This is a genomic window from Pseudomonas ovata, from assembly GCF_003131185.1.
Lineage (GTDB): Bacteria > Pseudomonadota > Gammaproteobacteria > Pseudomonadales > Pseudomonadaceae > Aquipseudomonas > Aquipseudomonas ovata.
Map to the genome: position 1 here is coordinate 127920 of NZ_QFFU01000001.1, position 16981 is coordinate 144900.

Annotated in this window: 14 protein-coding genes; 1 reads left to right on the forward strand and 13 read right to left on the reverse strand. The window is 64.3% G+C overall.

From position 1 onward, the window contains the following. Positions 1 to 40: 40 nt before the first annotated feature. Positions 41 to 211: a hypothetical protein gene (locus DGA31_RS29745; RefSeq protein WP_153811663.1), complete on the forward strand. Its 171-nt coding sequence runs from the start codon at positions 41 to 43 to the stop codon at positions 209 to 211. A gap of 38 nt (positions 212 to 249) precedes the next feature. Here the strand turns inward: DGA31_RS29745 and DGA31_RS00620 are convergent, their stop codons facing one another. The 13 genes from DGA31_RS00620 to DGA31_RS00685 form a co-directional block, all read right to left on the reverse strand. Further along, positions 250 to 2790: an ATP-binding cassette domain-containing protein gene (locus DGA31_RS00620; protein ID WP_109511208.1), complete on the reverse strand. Its 2541-nt coding sequence runs from the start codon at positions 2788 to 2790 to the stop codon at positions 250 to 252. Positions 2791 to 2848: 58 nt separating this feature from the next. Beyond that, positions 2849 to 3157, reverse strand: coding sequence for a PA3694 family proteiin (locus DGA31_RS00625; RefSeq protein WP_109511209.1), 309 nt, complete (start codon positions 3155 to 3157; stop codon positions 2849 to 2851). After that, entirely contained in the window at positions 3154 to 4023 is an 870-nt protein-coding gene (locus DGA31_RS00630) for an alpha/beta hydrolase (RefSeq protein ID WP_161959134.1), read from the reverse strand. The genes DGA31_RS00625 and DGA31_RS00630 overlap by 4 nt, the downstream gene beginning before the upstream one ends. Before the next feature lie 203 nt (positions 4024 to 4226). Beyond that, positions 4227 to 5504, reverse strand: coding sequence for a flavohemoglobin expression-modulating QEGLA motif protein (locus tag DGA31_RS00635; protein WP_056834854.1), 1278 nt, complete (start codon positions 5502 to 5504; stop codon positions 4227 to 4229). A 223-nt stretch (positions 5505 to 5727) separates the two neighbouring features. Continuing rightward, positions 5728 to 7230, reverse strand: coding sequence for a lysine--tRNA ligase (gene lysS, locus DGA31_RS00640; RefSeq protein ID WP_109511211.1), 1503 nt, complete (start codon positions 7228 to 7230; stop codon positions 5728 to 5730). A 246-nt stretch (positions 7231 to 7476) separates the two neighbouring features. After that, positions 7477 to 8572, reverse strand: a protein-coding gene (gene prfB / locus DGA31_RS00650) for a peptide chain release factor 2 (protein WP_109511212.1) whose coding sequence is annotated in 2 segments (ribosomal slippage) — positions 7477 to 8499 and positions 8501 to 8572 — 1095 coding nt in all. Because the reading frame shifts where the segments join, the coding sequence is not laid out codon by codon here. A gap of 125 nt (positions 8573 to 8697) precedes the next feature. Beyond that, positions 8698 to 10116, reverse strand: coding sequence for an aldehyde dehydrogenase family protein (locus DGA31_RS00655; protein WP_109511213.1), 1419 nt, complete (start codon positions 10114 to 10116; stop codon positions 8698 to 8700). Positions 10117 to 10129: 13 nt separating this feature from the next. Then, positions 10130 to 11170, reverse strand: coding sequence for a homoserine dehydrogenase (locus DGA31_RS00660; RefSeq protein WP_109511494.1), 1041 nt, complete (start codon positions 11168 to 11170; stop codon positions 10130 to 10132). A 129-nt stretch (positions 11171 to 11299) separates the two neighbouring features. Further along, positions 11300 to 11737, reverse strand: a complete 438-nt coding sequence (locus tag DGA31_RS00665) for an Lrp/AsnC family transcriptional regulator (RefSeq protein WP_056834830.1) — start codon at positions 11735 to 11737, stop codon at positions 11300 to 11302. After that, positions 11734 to 13122, reverse strand: a complete 1389-nt coding sequence (gene thrC, locus DGA31_RS00670; protein WP_109511214.1) for a threonine synthase — start codon at positions 13120 to 13122, stop codon at positions 11734 to 11736. Before thrC ends, DGA31_RS00665 begins: the two co-directional genes overlap by 4 nt. 9 nt (positions 13123 to 13131) lie before the next feature. Further along, a complete protein-coding gene (locus DGA31_RS00675) occupies positions 13132 to 14022 on the reverse strand; it encodes a LysR substrate-binding domain-containing protein (protein ID WP_109511215.1) in 891 nt (296 codons plus the stop codon). A gap of 51 nt (positions 14023 to 14073) precedes the next feature. Beyond that, positions 14074 to 15510 carry an amino acid permease gene (locus tag DGA31_RS00680; protein ID WP_109511216.1) on the reverse strand — a complete coding sequence of 479 codons (1437 nt, stop codon included), beginning with the start codon at positions 15508 to 15510 and terminating at the stop codon, positions 14074 to 14076. Positions 15511 to 15643: 133 nt separating this feature from the next. Then, entirely contained in the window at positions 15644 to 16912 is a 1269-nt protein-coding gene (locus DGA31_RS00685; protein WP_109511217.1) for a cystathionine gamma-synthase family protein, read from the reverse strand. Positions 16913 to 16981: the final 69 nt, after the last annotated feature.

Below are 16981 nucleotides of genomic sequence, written 5' to 3' on the forward strand. Positions count from 1 at the left end.
CTGGATTCCGGCAAAAGGCTTCAACTGGCTGGACTTCACTATGCCTGACGCTGAAAAGACCCGGCTCTTTCTTGAAGGCGCTCAGTGCGCGGCCGATTTTCTGCGCACCTTTGACGGGCCCAACTACAAAGCCCTCCGGGAAATCATGGCCGAACAGGCTCGCGCCGATCAGGAAGGTACGAGAAGACATGCCTTGCAGGCCGGCGCCTGAACCGGCCCTTCGCAAGCGCATGGCCGGTTCGGCAGTGGCTACAACGCGCTGGCCAGAAACGGCGCCGTGCGGCTTTCGGCACACTGCGCCACGGCCTGTGGCGGACCGGCCACCACCACCTTGCCGCCCGCCTCGCCGGCCCCGGGACCGATGTCGATCACCCAGTCGCTCTGCGCTACCACGCGCATGTCGTGCTCGACCACGATCACCGTGTGCCCGGCATCGACCAGGCGGTTGAGCTGTACCATCAGGCGGTCGACGTCCTGGGGGTGCAGGCCGTTGGTGGGTTCGTCCAGCACGTACAGGGTCTTGCCGCGGGCCATGCGCTGCAGTTCGGTGGCCAGCTTGATGCGCTGCGCCTCGCCGCCCGACAGTTCAGTGGCCGGCTGGCCCAGGCGCAGGTAGCCCAGGCCGATGTCCTTGAGCACCTGCAGGGCACGGCGGGCCGCCGGTTGCTCGGCAAAGGTGTCGAAGGCCTGATCGACGGTCTGTTGCAGCACCTGGGCGATATTCAGGCCCTGCCAGGTAACCGCCAGGGTCTCGGGGTTGTAGCGAGCGCCGTGGCAGGTCGGGCACGGGGCATAGACGCTGGGCATGAACAGCAATTCGACGCTGACAAAGCCTTCGCCTTCGCAATTCGGGCAACGGCCCTTGGCGACGTTGAACGAGAACTGCCCGGCGTCGAAGCCCAGCGCTTGTGCCTGTTCAGTGGCGGCAAACAGCTTGCGCACGTGATCGAACAACCCGGTGTAGGTCGCCAGGTTCGAGCGCGGCGTGCGGCCAATGGGTTTCTGGTCGACCTGCACCAGGCGCTTGAGGCCTTCGAGCCCGCCACTGATCTGGCCGCCGCTGGTGTGCAGCGGTTCGTCTTCCAGGTCCGTTTCGCCGGTCTCGGGGCTGGCCGGCGCCTGACCCAGGTGGCTGCCGACCAGCTCCAGCAAGGCCTGGCTGACCAGGCTGGACTTGCCCGAGCCGGAAATGCCGGTCACGGCGGTGAAGCAGCTCAGCGGAAACTCGGCGCTCAGATTGTTCAGGTTGTTGCGGGTGATGCCCTCCAGGCGCAGCCAGTCCTGCGCCTGGCGCGGCGTGTGCGGGCTCGGGTCCGGCTCGCTGAACAGGTAGGCGCGGGTGCTGGAGTCGGCCACCTGCTCAAGACCGGCCGGCGGGCCGCTGTAGAGGATCCGCCCGCCCTGCTCGCCCGCCGCCGGGCCGACGTCGATCAGCCAGTCGGCGCGGCGCATGGTGTCCAGGTCATGCTCGACCACGAACACCGAGTTGCCCGAGGCTTTCAGCCGTTGCAGGGCATCGAACAGCGCCTGGCTGTCGGCCGGGTGCAGGCCGGCGGACGGCTCGTCGAGCACGTAGATCACGCCGAACAACTGCGAGTTGAGCTGGGTGGCCAGGCGCAGACGCTGCAACTCGCCGGACGACAGGGTTGGTGTGCTGCGCTCCAGCGCCAGGTAGCCCAGGCCCAGGTCGATCAGGGTGGTGATGCGCTCCAGCAGTTCATGGGCGATGCGTTGCGCGGCCAGGCGCTTTTCCAGTGACAGGTCAGGGTCTTCGTGCGCCAGGTAATCGGCACCGGCCACGTCCTTGAGCACTTCGCTGAGCGCCTGCAACGACAGCTGCGACAGCTCGGCGATGTCCAGCCCGGCGAAGGTCACGGTCAGCGCCTCGCGCTTGAGGCGTTTGCCCGCGCACGCCGGGCACGGGCTGGCGCGCATGTACTGCGACACCCGTTTGCGCATCTGCGCGCTCTGCGAATGCATGAAGGTGTGCAGCAGGTAGCGCCGCGCGCCACTGAAGGTGCCCTGGTAGCTGGGCTCGAGCTGGCGCTTGAGCGCGGTGCGGGTCTGCGCCGGGGTCAGCCCGGCGTACACCGGCACGGTGGGGGTTTCTTCGGTGAACAGAATCCAGTCGCGCTGCGCCTTGGGCAGGTCACGCCACGGGATGTCGACGTCATAGCCCAGGGTCACCAGGATGTCGCGCAGGTTCTGGCCCTGCCAGGCCAGCGGCCAGGCCGCCACGGCACGCTGGCGGATGGTCAGCGAAGGGTCGGGCACCATGGACGCTTCAGTGACTTCATGCACCCTTCCGATACCGTGGCATTGCGGGCAGGCGCCTTGCGGCGTGTTGGCCGAGAAGTCTTCGGCATAGAGCATCGGCTGGCCGGCCGGGTAGCGACCGGCGCGTGAATAGAGCATGCGGATCAGGCTCGACAGGGTCGTGACGCTGCCCACCGAGGAGCGCGCACTGGGCGTGCCGCGCTGCTGTTGCAGGGCCACCGCCGGCGGCAGGCCCTCGATGGCGTCGACATCGGGCACCCCGACCTGGTCGATCAGACGGCGCGCATAAGGCGCCACCGACTCGAAGTAGCGGCGCTGCGCTTCGGCATAGAGCGTCGAGAAGGCCAGCGACGACTTGCCGGACCCCGACACCCCGGTGAACACCACCAGCGCATCGCGGGGCACATCGACGTCGACATTCTTGAGGTTATGTTCCCGGGCACCGCGCACCCGGACGAATCCGGAACTGCCGGGCAAGGCGGGAGGCAAAGGGGTGTCGAGACGCGAAGGCATTGGGTTTTTCCTTGAAACGGCAAAGGCGGTAAGGCAATGGACCGCACGTAAAACGGTTCTACTGCCCCGATGTGCAGCGCACCACGCGCTGACGCTCATCAACCAGCACGCCGCTCAAGCCTTTCTGTGTGGTGTCGAACAGCACCAGCACGCCATCAATGCACTGCGCCACCGGATCCGCCGGGGTCACGCTGGCGCGGTACTCCTGGCCGGGGACGGTCTTGAGAAACGTAAACTGCTCCAGGCGCAGCGCGTCTTCGGGTTTAGCGAAATGCAGGTAGCCGTAGTAGCCCAGGCAGACGACGGTGCCGGCGATGCTGGCCACGGCGGTGAGGATCAGCGGGATCAGGTTGCGCTCCTGGCTCACGGCTCGGCCTGGTCCGGGTAATTGGGGATTTCGCCCAGGCGGCGCAGGCCGTTGAAGTGCTGCGGGTCGTCGAGGTAGCGCAGCATTACCTGGCGCCAGGTGGGGTCGGCGAAGGTTTGCACGTGGCCGCCCCGGGTCAGTTGCAGCACCCGGGGCAAGGGCGCGGCCTTGTACAGCGTCAGGCCGTTGTCCAGCGGCACCAGCGTGTCGTCCAGGCTCTGGAAGATCAGCATGGGCGTGCCCTTGAGGCCCGCCAGGCTGTTGACCGCGCTGTCGGCATCGGGCACCAGCCAGGACAGTGGCCGTTTAAAGGCCCAGGTCAGCCACGAGGTGCCCAGTGTGTAGCGGGCCACGTCGCGGTAGCTGGCGGGCGCACCGTCGAGCACCAAGGCCTTGAGGCGACCGCGATGCTCGGGGTGACGGGCCAGGTAATGCACCGCCAGCGCGCCACCGATGCTTTGCCCGAGCACAATGCGTGGATGGCCCTGCACCTCGGGTGCGGCGTCCAGCCAGGCAAAGGCGGCGTCCAGGTCCTGGTAGATCGCCGGCAGGCTGGGCGCGCCCTGGGACAGGCCGTAGCCGCGGTAATCAAGCATCAGCACCTGATAGCCCTGCTCCGGCAGCCACCCACTTCCACCCAGGTGCCAGGCCAGGTTGCCGCCGTTGCCATGCAGGTGCAGCACCGTGCCCTTGACCGCCACGCCGGGCTTGGCCGGCAGCCACCAGCCATGCAAGCGCGTGCCGTCGGCGGCCGTCAGGGTGACGTCGCGGTACGCCAGCTGCGCCTTTTCCGGGGTAAAGGGCTGGCCGCGCTCGGGGTAGAACAGCAGGCCACTGCAACCGCCGAGGCTCAGCAGCAGGACCATCAGACCGATCAGTTTCAAATGCACACCCCTTGAATGTTGCCGCCAGTAGGAGCGCGCTTGCCCGCGACCGGCTGCGTAAGCAGTCGTAAATTTGTGGCGTTTCATCAATCCCTGACGGGGTAGCAGTCGTAAATTTGTGGCGTTTCCGAGATTTTGCGAGCGCTGCGCACTCGGTCGCGGGCAAGCGCGCTCCTACAAGGCCCTCACAGGATATTTGAGTAATCCGCTTCGATCCGGTCCAGGCTCAGGTGGTTCAGGAAGTTGGAGAAGCACATCCAGGCCGACAGCGCGTTCATGTCGCGGAACTGCTCGGGCAGGTATTTGGGCGCGATCACCAGGCCTTCGTCCACCAGCTGGCGCAAGGTGCGCATGTCTTCCAGGGTGGTCTTGCCGCAGAACAGCAACGGCACCTGCTCCAGCTTGCCCTTGCGCACCGCCAGCTGGATGTAGTTGTAGATCATGATGAAGCCCTTGAGGTACGACAGGTCCTTGGTGAAGGGCAGGCCGTTGGGCGTCGAGCCACGGAACACGCGGCTGGCGTTGCCGTAGCTTTCCGACATGCCGAAACCCTGCTCACGGTAAAAGTCGAACACCTCGATGAAGTCGGCGCCCTCCTCGGCCATGTGGATGGCGCGGGTGCGGTTGGTCAGTTTGCGCAAACGGCTGGGGTAGGACGCGAAGGCGATCACTTCCATCAGGATCGCCAGGCCTTCCTGGGTCACGGTCGATGAGGGCGGGCCCTTGGACAGGAAGGTGCAGATGGGCTGGTTCTGGCCATTGAGGGTCGTGGCCACATGCACCAGCCCCTCATGCACTTCCAGGGCGCGCACGTCACGCTCGTTGAACATGGCGTCGGAGCGCACCTTGATGTAGTCGGCACCGGCCGCCGCATCGGCCACGATGCCGTCAGACTCGAACACCCGGACGGTGTCCTCGGCCTCGCCGAACACCCGGTTCAAGCGGCTTTGCAGCATGGCCACCGCATCCTTGGCGGTCAGGGTCTTGGGCTCGTCCTTGAGGTCGCCACGGCCGGCGATGTTGTTCAGGTAGCCCGAGAGCATCAGGCCCAGGTCCGACAGGGTCGGGTCACCGGCATGAAAGGCATCGGAGGCCGCGCCATACAGTTCCTGGGAAATCAGGCCGAAATCCTGGGTGCCGCGCGCTTCGAGCATGCGCACCACCATGCGGTACTCGCGGCACATGCGGCGCATGATCTGCCCGGCCGGATTGAACTGCCCCAACTGGCGGGTGATGTCGCGCTCGATGTTCTGGAATTCCTGCTTGAGCGCACCGGCATCGAAGCCCAACGAACGGTTCTCGTAATAGGCACGGTCCACGATCGGCAGCTCCTTGCCCTTGGCGGCCAGGAAGGTCTTGCGTACCCCTTCGTCCCACTTCACTGCATCCAGCACGCGGATCGGCGTCTGCGCCGCCACGATACGGTCGGATAACGTACGAATAGTCTGCTGGTAATCGTCCACGCGGTACTCCTTGATCCTGCTGTTGACGTTCTGACTGGGCACGGAGCCCGATCTTCCCTGCGCCGCACAAGGCGCGTCAATACTGATGATTCAAGAGCGCCTGGCCGCCTTCGCGACCGTGGCTCGCGCCCACCGGCTGTCTGGCTGGCGCCTTTCTTTATGCCGGGCATAAAAAAACCGCCTGTCCACATCACGCGAAACAGGCGGTTCGGGGCGTTGCCGCTTACGCCTGTGGGCGCATGTGCGGGAACAGGATCACATCGCGGATCGACGGCGAGTTGGTCAGCAGCATGACCAGACGGTCGATGCCGATGCCCTCACCCGCCGTTGGTGGCATGCCGTACTCCAGGGCGCGGACGAAGTCGGCGTCGTAGTGCATGGCTTCGTCGTCGCCGGCGTCCTTGTCGGCCACCTGGGCCTGGAAGCGCTCGGCCTGGTCTTCGGCATCGTTGAGCTCGGAGTAGGCGTTGGCGATTTCACGGCCGCCGATGAACAGCTCGAAGCGGTCGGTGACGTTCGGGTTGTCGTCGTTGCGGCGCGCCAGCGGCGACACTTCGAACGGGTACTGGGTGATGAAGTGCGGCTGCTCCAGCTTGTGTTCGACCAGCTCTTCGAAAATCATCACCTGCAGCTTGCCCAGGCCTTCGAAGCCCAGCACCTTGGCGCCGGCTTTCTTGGCGATGGCGCGGGCCTTGTCGATGTCCTGCAGGTCATCGGCGGTCAGCTCGGGGTTGTACTTGAGGATCGAGTCGAACACCGACAGGCGCACGAACGGCTCGCCGAAATGGAACACCTTGTCACCGTATGGCACGTCAGTGCTGCCCAGCACCAGTTGCGCCAGCTCACGGAACAACTCCTCGGTGAGGTCCATGTTGTCTTCGTAGTCGGCGTAGGCCTGGTAGAACTCCAGCATGGTGAATTCAGGGTTGTGCCGGGTCGAGACACCTTCGTTGCGGAAGTTGCGATTGATCTCGAACACCTTTTCAAACCCACCCACCACCAGGCGCTTGAGGTACAGCTCCGGCGCGATGCGCAGGAACATCGGCATGTCCAGCGCGTTGTGGTGGGTTTCGAACGGCTTGGCTGCCGCACCGCCCGGAATGGTCTGCAGCATCGGCGTCTCGACTTCAAGGAAGTCGCGCTTGGCCAGGAAGCTGCGGATATGGCTGATCACCTGCGAGCGCACGCGGAAGGTGTCGCGCACCTCTTCGTTGACGATCAGGTCGACGTAGCGCTGGCGATAACGCTGCTCGGTGTCGGTCAGGCCGTGGTGCTTGTCCGGCAGCGGGCGCAGCGACTTGGTCAGCAGGCGCACGGCGGTCATTTCGACGTACAGGTCGCCCTTGCCGGAACGGGCCAGGGTGCCTTCGGCGGCGATGATGTCGCCCAGGTCCCAGGTCTTGACCTCGGCCAGGGTCTGCTCGGGCAGGGTCTTGCGGTTGACATAGACCTGGATGCGCCCGGTCATGTCCTGGATGACCATGAAGGCCCCGCGGTTGAGCATGATGCGACCGGCAACCTTGACGGGGATGGCAGCCTCGGCCAGCGCTTCCTTGGTGTGGTCGACGTACTGTTTCTGCAGGTCGTTGCAGTAGTTGTCGCGACGGAAGTCGTTGGGGAAGGCCTGACCCTTGGCGCGTTCGGCGGCAAGCTTTTCCTTGCGCAGGGCGATCAGGGTGTTTTCTTCCTGTTGCAGGGCTTGCGAGTCGGGTTGTTGGTCGCTCATGTCTTCAGTTATTCCATCACAGGTACGTTGTCCCTCGCCTGCGGCAAGGGATGGCGGGCAGTCGGGCTGCCCGCTGCTGTTGTGTCGCCCTAGGGTGCCTCTAAAAACGTTGCCGAGGCAGTCAGCGCAAGGCAAAAACAGGCGAAAAACGGTCGGAGTCGCGTTCGACTTTACAGATTGTAAATGAGCATTTTTAGCCTGTTTTTAACGCAGCGATGACAACGCAGGTAGTTTTTAGAGGTGCCCTCACAGGCCTTGTTTGAGGCTGGCGACCAGATACTCGTCCAGGTCGCCGTCGAGCACCTTGTCGCAGTCGCTGCGCTCGATACTGGTGCGCAGGTCCTTGATGCGCGAGGCATCCAGGACATAGGAGCGAATCTGGTGACCCCAGCCGATGTCGGACTTGGTGTCTTCCAGCGCCTGGGAGGCGGCGTTGCGCTTCTGGATTTCCTGCTCGTACAACCGGGCCCGCAGCATTTTCATGGCGGTGTCCTTGTTGGCGTGCTGGGAGCGCTCGTTCTGGCAACTGACCACGGTGTTGGTCGGCACGTGCGTGATGCGCACCGCCGAGTCAGTGGTGTTGACGTGCTGGCCACCGGCACCGGAGGAGCGGTAGGTGTCGATGCGCAGGTCGGACGGGTTGATCTCGATTTCGATGTTGTCATCGATTTCGGGCGAGACGAACACGGCCGAGAACGAGGTGTGGCGACGGTTGCCGGAATCGAACGGACTTTTGCGCACCAGACGGTGCACGCCGATCTCGGTGCGCAGCCAGCCAAAGGCATATTCGCCCTTGATGTGCACGGTCGCACCCTTGATGCCGGCGACTTCACCGGCCGACAGCTCCATGATGGTCGCTTCGAAACCGCGTTTGTCAGCCCAGCGCAGGTACATGCGCAACAGGATGTTGGCCCAGTCCTGAGCCTCGGTACCGCCGGAGCCGGCCTGGATGTCGAGGTAGGCGTTGTTGGGGTCCATCTCGCCACTGAACATGCGGCGGAACTCGAGCTTTTCGAGCGCCTCGCGCAAGCGCTCGACCTCGGCCGACACATCGGCCACAGCGCCTTCGTCTTCTTCCTCGGCGGCCATGTCCAGCAGGTCGCGGGCATCGGCCAGGCCGCTGGCCAGTTCGTCGAGGGTGTCGACGATCAGCGCCAGCTGGGCGCGTTCGCGGCCCAGGTTCTGGGCGTATTCGGGTTTGTTCCAGACAGCGGGGTCTTCGAGCTCGCGGGTCACTTCGGTCAGACGATCATGTTTGTGATCGTAGTCAAAGATACCCCCGAATGGTTTGGGAACGCTCGGAGAGGTCCTTGATGCTGTTTATGATCGGATTGATTTCCATGGTCGTCAGCACTCGCAGGCGAAAATTACAAAGCCGGCGAGTATACCCCAGAGGCTGTCGGGAAAGCAGCCTCTTCGGATGGGGTGGTGCGCCGTCATTACACGAGGGTCCTGCGCTCCGCCCCCTCACTCCACCCCATTGATACACACCACCTTCGGCTGCGTCATGTCTTCATACGCAAACCGCACCCCCTCGCGCCCCAGGCTGCCGTACTTGAAGCCGCCGAAGGGCATGGCGTCGAAGCGGTAGTCGGACGAGTCGTTGATCATCACGCCGCCGGCTTCGATCTGTCGGGCCAGTTTCAGCGCCTTGCCCAGGTCGCGGGTGAACAGGCCGGCGTGCAGGCTGTATTCGGGGGCGTTGGCCAGGGCCACGGCGTCGTCCAGGTGTTCGAACGGTTCCAGGATCACCACCGGGGCAAAGACTTCCTGCTGCCAGAGGGCGCTGCTGTGGCTGACCTGCTCCAGCACGGTCGGCGCGTAGCTGCCGGCCTGGCGCTGGTGCCCGCACAAAAGCACGGCGCCTTCGGCCAGGGCGCTGCTGACCCGTTGCTCGGTGCGATGCGCGGCCTGTTCGCTGATCATCGGGCCGACATCCGTGCTGCGCAGGGCGGGGTCGCCGGTGACCAGGGCGCGGGTCTGGTGGACAAAGCGCTCACGGAAGTCGGCGTAGATCGAGCGGTGCACCAGGATGCGCTGGGTGCCGATGCAGTTTTGCCCGGCCGCCCAGAAGGCGCCGGACACGCACGATTCTACGGTCGCCTCCAGATCGCAATCTTCCAGCACCAGCACCGGGGCATTGCCGCCCAGGTCCATGGCCAGTTTCTTCAGGCCGGCGCTGCGGGCAATGGCCTCGCCGGTGGCAAAGCCGCCGGTGAAGGAAATCATCCGTACCTCGCGTACTTCTACCAGGGCCTTGCCCAGGTCGACGCCGCCGGTGGCCACGGTCACCACCGAATCGGGCAGGCCGGCCTGGATCAGGTACTCCACCAGCTTGAGGGCCGAGAGCGGCGCCAGCTCCGAGGGTTTGAGGATCACGGCATTGCCACCGGCGATGGCCGGGCCCAGTTTGTGCGCGACCAGGTTGAGAGGGTCGTTGTACGGCGTGATCGCCACGATCAGACCCAGCGGCTCACGGGTGAACCAGCCCTGGCGCGATTCGGAGCCTTCATAGGCGCCGAACGGAATCACTTCCCCGGCGTTGCGCCGCGCTTCCTCGGCCGAAAGCTTGAGGGTGTTGACGCAGCGCTTCACTTCTTTTTCGGCCTGGCGCAGGGTCTTGCCCGCCTCGGCCACGATCAGCCGGGCAAAGGCTTCGGCGTCTCGTTCAATGGCGTGGGCGGCGTCTTCGAGAATGCGCGCCCGACGGTGGCGCGGCAGAGCGGCGCTGTCGCGCACGCCGATGCGCGCACGCGCCAGCAAGCCGGGCACGGCCGTAGCATCGAGGCACGGCACGCGTCCGATCAGACGCCCATCGAAAGGGCTCAGAACATCGATCTGGGCAGGTTCAGGCAGCATGATGCTGGCCAGGCTGGATACGCTCATGAGGCACTCCTGATCAATGGCCGCGGGCGGCGTGGATGGCAACGATGTCCGACAGCAGGGCGAAGGCGGTCTCGATACGTCCAGCGCCAGGCCCGGATACGGTGACCGCGCCCAGCAGCTCGGTGGTGAAGGTCACCGCATTGATCGCCCCGCCGATGCCCGCCAGCGGGTGTGTATTGGGCAGCAGGCGCGCCTGCACTTGGGCCTGCACCGAGCCATCGGCCTGGCGCTCGGCCGCGCCGATCAGTTTCCAGCTGGCGTTGTTGGCGCTGGCATCGGCAATGTCCTGGGCGCTGATGGCGCTGATGCCCGAACAGGCCACATCGCTGAGCTGCAAACGCGCATCAAGCAGCTCGTTGGCGAGGATGACCACCTTGAGGCGTACATCGAAACCTTCGACATCGGCGGTCGGGTCCGCTTCGGCGTAGCCAAGCTGTTGTGCCTGGGCCACGGCATCAGCGAAGGCCAGGCCGTTTTTCATCTGGCTGAGCACATAGTTGGAGGTGCCGTTGAGGATGCCTTCGAAGCCTTGCACGTTAGCGCCAGCCAGGGCCTGGCGGGCCAGGCGCAGCACCGGCGTGCCGCTCATGACCGCGCCTTCGTATTCGAAAGCTACGTTGTTGCGACGGGCCAGGGCCTTGAGCTCGGCCGCGTGCAAGGCCACGGGGCCCTTGTTGGTGGTCACCACATGGATGCCGCTTTCCAGCGCCCAGCGGCAGAAGGTGGTGGCCGGCTCGCCATCGATAGGGTTGGTGAACGTCGCCTCGGCAATGAGATCGGCACCGGAGTGCTTGATCACGTTTTCGTTGAACGCCTCGGCATGGCCGCCCGGCAACCGGGCGAATGCGCCCTTCTCGCTCGGCAGTGCCACCAGTTGCGCGGCATCCAGCCCTTCGCGGGCCACGATAGAGCCCAGGAACAGGTCGGTGACCCCGACAATCCTGATCGTGAAGCCCAGGGACGCCTGCCACTGGGCATTGCGCTCGGCCACCAGTTGGGCGAAGCCACGGTTCACGCCACCGAATCCTACCAGGGCTATCTTGTACTCAGTCATGAAGGCGTCTCTCTCAGGGATGTTGTTGTTCGACAGGACCATCCTAAGAGCCGGGCACTGGCAGTTGAATAGGCCAGTTTGCTGTATTCATTGAGCGTTTTGCCCATGCCCGCACCGCTCACAGCCGGGTCAGAACACCGCCGACAACACGAACGAGGTGACCGTGTTTTCCACCCCCGGCATGGCGGCGATGTCCTTCCACACCTGGTGCACGCGCTCGGGCGTGGCGGCGTTGACGCGCAGCATCAGGTCGAATTCGCCGCTGAGCACTTCACACTGCACCACCTCCGGCAATCCTCGCAACGCCGCCAGCACGGCCTCGCCGCGCATGCGGTCATAGCGGTAGACGAAGATCACGGCGCTGATGAGCGAGGCCGGCCGGCGCGACTCCCCGAGCCGCACCGTGTAGCCCTGAATCGCCCCGTCGCGCTCAAGGCGTTCGATGCGCTGGCGCACCGCGTTGCGCGACAGGTTGACCTTGGCGCCCAGTTCGATATGGGCGATGCGTGCATTGGCGGTCAGTTCGGCCAGGATGCGCTCATCCAGCGGATCGAGGATGCGCTTCATGCCAGCCTCGACGGTGTCAGTTGCAGGGCCTGCAACAGGCCTTGCAGATCGCCCTTGGCCAGGTACGGCGGTTGTGCGCTCACCGTTGGTGTCGGCGGCACACTGGCCGACCAGACACCCAGCTCGGCCAGCAAGGCGGCCGACTTGCCTGGCGCAATCTGCCCAAAGGTGACCATCGGTGCGCCCAGGCTACGCCGATGCAAGCGGCCGGCCAGCACGCCGACTGCGGTGTGCGGGTCGATGGCCGAGCCGGTCTCGCGGAACAGCGCGACCACTTCGTCGCGCACCTGGGCTTCGTCCACTGCATAGGAGTCGAACAGCAGGCGCCCGCGCAACCATTGCGGGTTGCCGATGCTCATTTCGCCGTGGCGTTCAAACTGCTCCATCAGCGCCCGGGTAGCAGCGCCATCGTGCTCGTACACCTCCCAGATAAAGCGTTCCAGGTTGCAGAACAACGAGAAGTCCATCGCCGGCGACACCGTGCGGTCGGTGCGCCGGGTCGAGTAGCGGTTGCAATGAAAGAACTGATGCAGCGCATCGTTGCGGTTGGTGGAAATGATCACCTGGTTGATCGGCAAACCCATTTTCTGCGCGATGTAGCCGGCGTAGATCTCGGCCGAACTGGCCGCCGGAATGCTGAACCCGACCGGCCGCGAGCCGCCGCCCAGTTGCAGGGCGGCATAGAAATAGAAAACGATCTGCGCCAGCACGCCGATCCAGTTGGTGGAGTTGAAACACACCGGCACCGGCGCGTCCGCGGGCCACTCACGCAACAGCCGCGCCACCAGGGTCTGGCAGTCATCGAAGTTGCCTTCGACGGCCAACAGCTTGACCCGCTGCGGGTCGGCGGCCTGCAAGGCGGCGAGCTGTCCGGGTGCCAGCCCGTCGCGCGGGTACAGGATCGCCATGCGCACCGCCGGACAATCGGCAAAGGCTTGCAGCGCCGCCAGGCCCGTATCACCGTTGGTGGCGCCGATCACCCAGGCGTCCTTGTCGAGTTCCTGCAGAAAATGCCCGACCAGGCGCGCCTGCAACTGGGCGGCGAAGTCCTTGGAAGAACCGGTCGGGCCGTGGAACAGCTGCAGGATCCATTCGTTATGGCCGATCTGCTCAAGCGGCGTGATCGCCCGGTGCCTGAAGGCCCGGTAGCTGTCGCTGAGCAAGGCCCGCAGGGTGCCTTCATCCATGGTGGTGCCGACAAAGGGCGAGATCACACGCCACACCAGTTCATCGAACGGCAGCCATGACCAACTGGCGATCTGCTTCTCGGTGAACAGCGGCAAGCGGGCCGGCACATACAGGCCACCGTTCTCGGCCAGTCCCGACAGCACCACGCGGCGAAAATCCGCGCGCAGGTCACCGCCGCGTGTACTTACATACTCCATGCAAACTCCTCACTGAAGGCGATGGGCTTGAGCCACCAGCCAGGTCGAAAAACTGGCGGCATCAGGCGACAGCGTCTCGGCCTGTTCATGCACCAGGTAAAAGGATTCGCTGGCCTCGATACGGTGCTTGAAGGGCGCCACCAATTGCCCGCTTCGCAACTGATCTTCGACCACAGAAGAGCGTGCCAGCGCCACGCCCTGCCCCAGTTCGGCCATGCGGATCGTGGAAATCAACGTGTCGAACTGCAGACCCCGGGAAGCGTCGACGTCATGGGCGCCCACCCGCCGCAACCAGTACCCCCAGCCTTCCTCGTACCCCAGCACATGCAGCAGGGAATGGTGCATCAGGTCGCGCGGTTCATGGATGGGCGAGCGCAGCATGAGGGCCGGCGAGCACACCGGTTGCAGGAGGTCCCAGGTCAGGCGCTGGGCATGCAGCCCAGGCCAGCGGCCGCAGCCCCAGCGAATCTCCAGGTCATCTTCGCCGTCCGGTTCCTTGACCCAGAGGTTGCTGATGTAGCGAATATCGATCTGCGGGTATTCCCGGCAGAAATCGGCCAGCCGCGGCGCCAGCCAGTAGTGCAGAAAAGACAAGCTGCCGCGCACTTTCAGATGCCGGCGATGGTGCTGGCCGAAAATCTCGTTGGTGCCCACCGCCAGGCGGCTGATCGCATCCTGCACCACCGGCAGGTACGACTGCCCTTCCTCGGTCAGGCCCAGGCCACGCGGCAGGCGCTTGAACAACGCCACGCCCAAGTGGCTTTCCAGCTGACGGATCTGCTGGCTCACCGCGCCCTGGGTCAGGTGCAGTTCATCGGCGGCGTGGGTGAAGTTCAGGTAACGCGCCGACACTTCAAAGGCCCTCAGCCAGTTCAAGGGAGGGAGTGACTTCTGGCTCATCGGCGCGACCTCATCAGTGCTTTATTAGGGCGCAATCATTGCCCGAGACCTTCATGGCGTACCAGAGGAATGCACGGCGGCTTCCAGCGCCAGGCGCTCGGCCCGCTTGTTGCGGGTGATCCAGTAGATGAAATAGCACCAGGCAATAAAGGGCAGGCCGAAGTACAGGGCCACGCGCTGCTCCGGGTCGAAGGCGATGCCCACGCACGCCAGCGTGCAGCTCAACAAGGCCGCTATGGGCACCCACGGGTAGCCGCGCACGCGAAAGTGCAGGTCTTCGACGCGACCGCCATGGGCGACATAGTGCCGACGGAACGCGATCTGGCTGGCGGCGATGCTCATCCACACCACCACCACGGCCAGGCCGGAAATGGACACCAGCGCCAGGTACACGGTGTCGGGGGCAAACACACTGCTGAGCAGGGACGCTGCAGCACCGGCCATGCTCAGGATGATGGCGTTCACCGGTGTGCCGCGCCGCGAGAGCCTGGCGTAGCACTTGGGCATGTGGCCCTGGTCGCTCAGCGTCCACAGCATGCGCGAGGCGGCATAGAGCCCTGAGTTGGCGGCGGAAATCAGCGCCGTGAGAATGACAAAGTTCATGATGTCGGCCGAGTACGGAATGCCGATCAGTTCGAACACCATGACGAACGGACTTTCGACCAGGCCGGCCTGTTCGCGGGGCAGCAAGGTGGCCAACACAAAGATGGTGCCGACAAAGAACAGCGCCAGGCGGACCACGGTGGTGCGGATGGCCTTGGGCACGCTGCTTTGCGGGTCTTGCGCTTCACCGGCGGCAATGCCGATCAGTTCGGTGCCGGAAAAGGCAAAGGACACCGCCAGCAGGGTCATGACGATGGGCATGAAGCCGGTCGGGAACAGCCCTTCACGGGTGAAGTTGGAAAGCCCGGCCCCTTGCAGGCTCTGCACCTCAAACAACCCCAGGATCGCGGCCCCGCCAATCAGAATGAAGGTGATCACGGTCAGCACCTTGATCAACGACAGCCAGAACTCGGTTTCCGCAAACAGGCGCACTGACACCACGTTGCTGACGAATACGGTCATGGCAAACAGCGCACTCCAGATCCACACCGGTGTATCGGGGAACCAGCGCACCATCAGGATGCCAGCAGCGGTAAATTCCGAACCGATCGCCACCGTCCACGTCAGCCAGTAGAGCCAGGCCACGGTATAGCCGGTGCCCGGGCCCAGGTAGCGTGTGGCGTAACTGCTGAACGAGCCGGTTTCCGGCATCTGCACAGCCAGTTCACCCAGGCAGACCATGACCAGGTAGACCATTACCGCGCCAATCATGTAGGCAATCACAGCCCCCAGTGGCCCGGCCTGATTGACCGTATACCCGGAGGTCAGGAACAGCCCGGTGCCGATGACGCCGCCCAGGGCCAGCATCACGATATGGCGGGTCTGCATCTGCTTCTGGAACTGTGAGGCGGGGTCGGGCTGGTGATCTTTCAAGTGCGTCGACATGGTAGTGGTCTCATGAAATGCGCGAACAAAGGCCTTGCAACCGTTTGGGCAGTGCAATTTTCCTGTCGCTGGATTTTATTGTTTTCATGCTTCATGAACGGCCCGGGATGACGTTCCCGGGCCTTGCCCGTCCTCAGGCGCCTGCATCAACCCATGAGTGCGCAGGGTCTGGATGAACGGGTGCAGCGCCTGGCTGGCTTCGCACGAAGGCAAAGGCCTGTTGCAGGTCAGCCAGCAGGTCGGCCGACTCTTCAATGCCGACGGACACACGCACCAGGCCTTCGGAAATGCCCAGGGCCTGGCGCTCTTGTGGGGTGTTCTCGACATGGCTGGTGGTGCGCGCCGGGCCGTAGATGGTCTCGACCGCTCCGAGGTTGCCAGCCCGGTGGGCGTACTTCAGTTGCGGCAGCAAGCGGGCCACGGTCGGCATGCCGCCCTTGAGCACGAAGCTGACGATGGCGCCGAAGCCGTTCATTTGCGTACACGCAATGGCATGGCCTGGATGCTGTGGCAACCCCGGGTAGTTCACCGACTCCACCAACGGCTCGGTGCACAGGTATTCGGCCAGCAACTGCGCACTGGCTTGCTGCTGACGCAGACGCAGCGCCAGGGTCTTGATGCCGCGAATGATCAGGAACGCCGAAAAGGCATCCAGCGAGGCACCATTGATTTCACGGTAATGACGCACCTGCGCCATCAGCGCTTCGGCGCCGCACACCACGCCGCCCATGGCATCGCCGTGACCGGAGAGAAACTTGGTAGCGCTGTGCACGACCACATCCACCCCCAGCGCCAGCGGATTCTGGTTCAGCGGCGTGGCGAAGGTGTTGTCAGCCACCACCAGCGCGCCCACACGTTTTGCCGCTGCGACCAGCCGGCGAATGTCGACGATCTTGAGCGTAGGGTTAGTGGGGGTTTCCAGGTACAGGACGTTGCAGCCCTTGGCTATTTCCCGTTCGAGCTGCTCGGTGTCGAGCGTGTCGCACAGGGTGACCTGCACGCCCATGCGCGGCAGGAATTCCTCGAAAATCTTGTTGGTGCCGCCGTAGCTGTCGCGAGTCGACACCACACGCTGCCCGCAGGCCAGGAAGGTGTGCAACACACCGCTGATGGCCGCCATGCCGGTGCTGAACGCAACCGCAGACTCGGCGCGCTCCAGTTCGCAAAGTTTATGCTCCAGCACCTCGACGGTGGGATTGCTCATGCGGCTGTAGATGAAGCCGGGCTCCTTGCCCAGGGCCACGTCGTACCAGTTATCGATGTCGTCATAGCCATAGGCGGCACTGACCACGATAGGCGCCTGGGTGGCGTTGTAAGGGTGACGGACCTGCTCGCCGCCCCAGACGACCCGGGTGCCCATGCCGACATCCGAAGACGGTGCGGCGTATTTGCTGTTGTCCATGAAGTCTCTCGCATCAAGGGAACACCTGCGTGTTCCGAGTGGGCTTGCGAGGACTATAGGGAAGGTGTG

Excerpts from the sequence above, each read along its gene's own strand:
- DGA31_RS29745 (WP_153811663.1), top strand. The coding sequence starts at position 41 with ATGCCTGACGCTGAAAAGACCCGGCTCTTTCTTGAAGGCGCTCAGTGC.
- DGA31_RS00620 (WP_109511208.1), bottom strand. The coding sequence starts at position 2,790 with ATGCCTTCGCGTCTCGACACCCCTTTGCCTCCCGCCTTGCCCGGCAGT.
- DGA31_RS00630 (WP_161959134.1), bottom strand. The coding sequence starts at position 4,023 with ATGGTCCTGCTGCTGAGCCTCGGCGGTTGCAGTGGCCTGCTGTTCTAC.
- lysS (WP_109511211.1), bottom strand. The coding sequence starts at position 7,230 with ATGAGCGACCAACAACCCGACTCGCAAGCCCTGCAACAGGAAGAAAAC.
- DGA31_RS00655 (WP_109511213.1), bottom strand. The coding sequence starts at position 10,116 with ATGAGCGTATCCAGCCTGGCCAGCATCATGCTGCCTGAACCTGCCCAG.
- DGA31_RS00660 (WP_109511494.1), bottom strand. The coding sequence starts at position 11,170 with ATGACTGAGTACAAGATAGCCCTGGTAGGATTCGGTGGCGTGAACCGT.
- DGA31_RS00665 (WP_056834830.1), bottom strand. The coding sequence starts at position 11,737 with ATGAAGCGCATCCTCGATCCGCTGGATGAGCGCATCCTGGCCGAACTG.
- thrC (WP_109511214.1), bottom strand. The coding sequence starts at position 13,122 with ATGGAGTATGTAAGTACACGCGGCGGTGACCTGCGCGCGGATTTTCGC.
- DGA31_RS00675 (WP_109511215.1), bottom strand. The coding sequence starts at position 14,022 with ATGAGCCAGAAGTCACTCCCTCCCTTGAACTGGCTGAGGGCCTTTGAA.
- DGA31_RS00680 (WP_109511216.1), bottom strand. The coding sequence starts at position 15,510 with ATGTCGACGCACTTGAAAGATCACCAGCCCGACCCCGCCTCACAGTTC.
- DGA31_RS00685 (WP_109511217.1), bottom strand. The coding sequence starts at position 16,912 with ATGGACAACAGCAAATACGCCGCACCGTCTTCGGATGTCGGCATGGGC.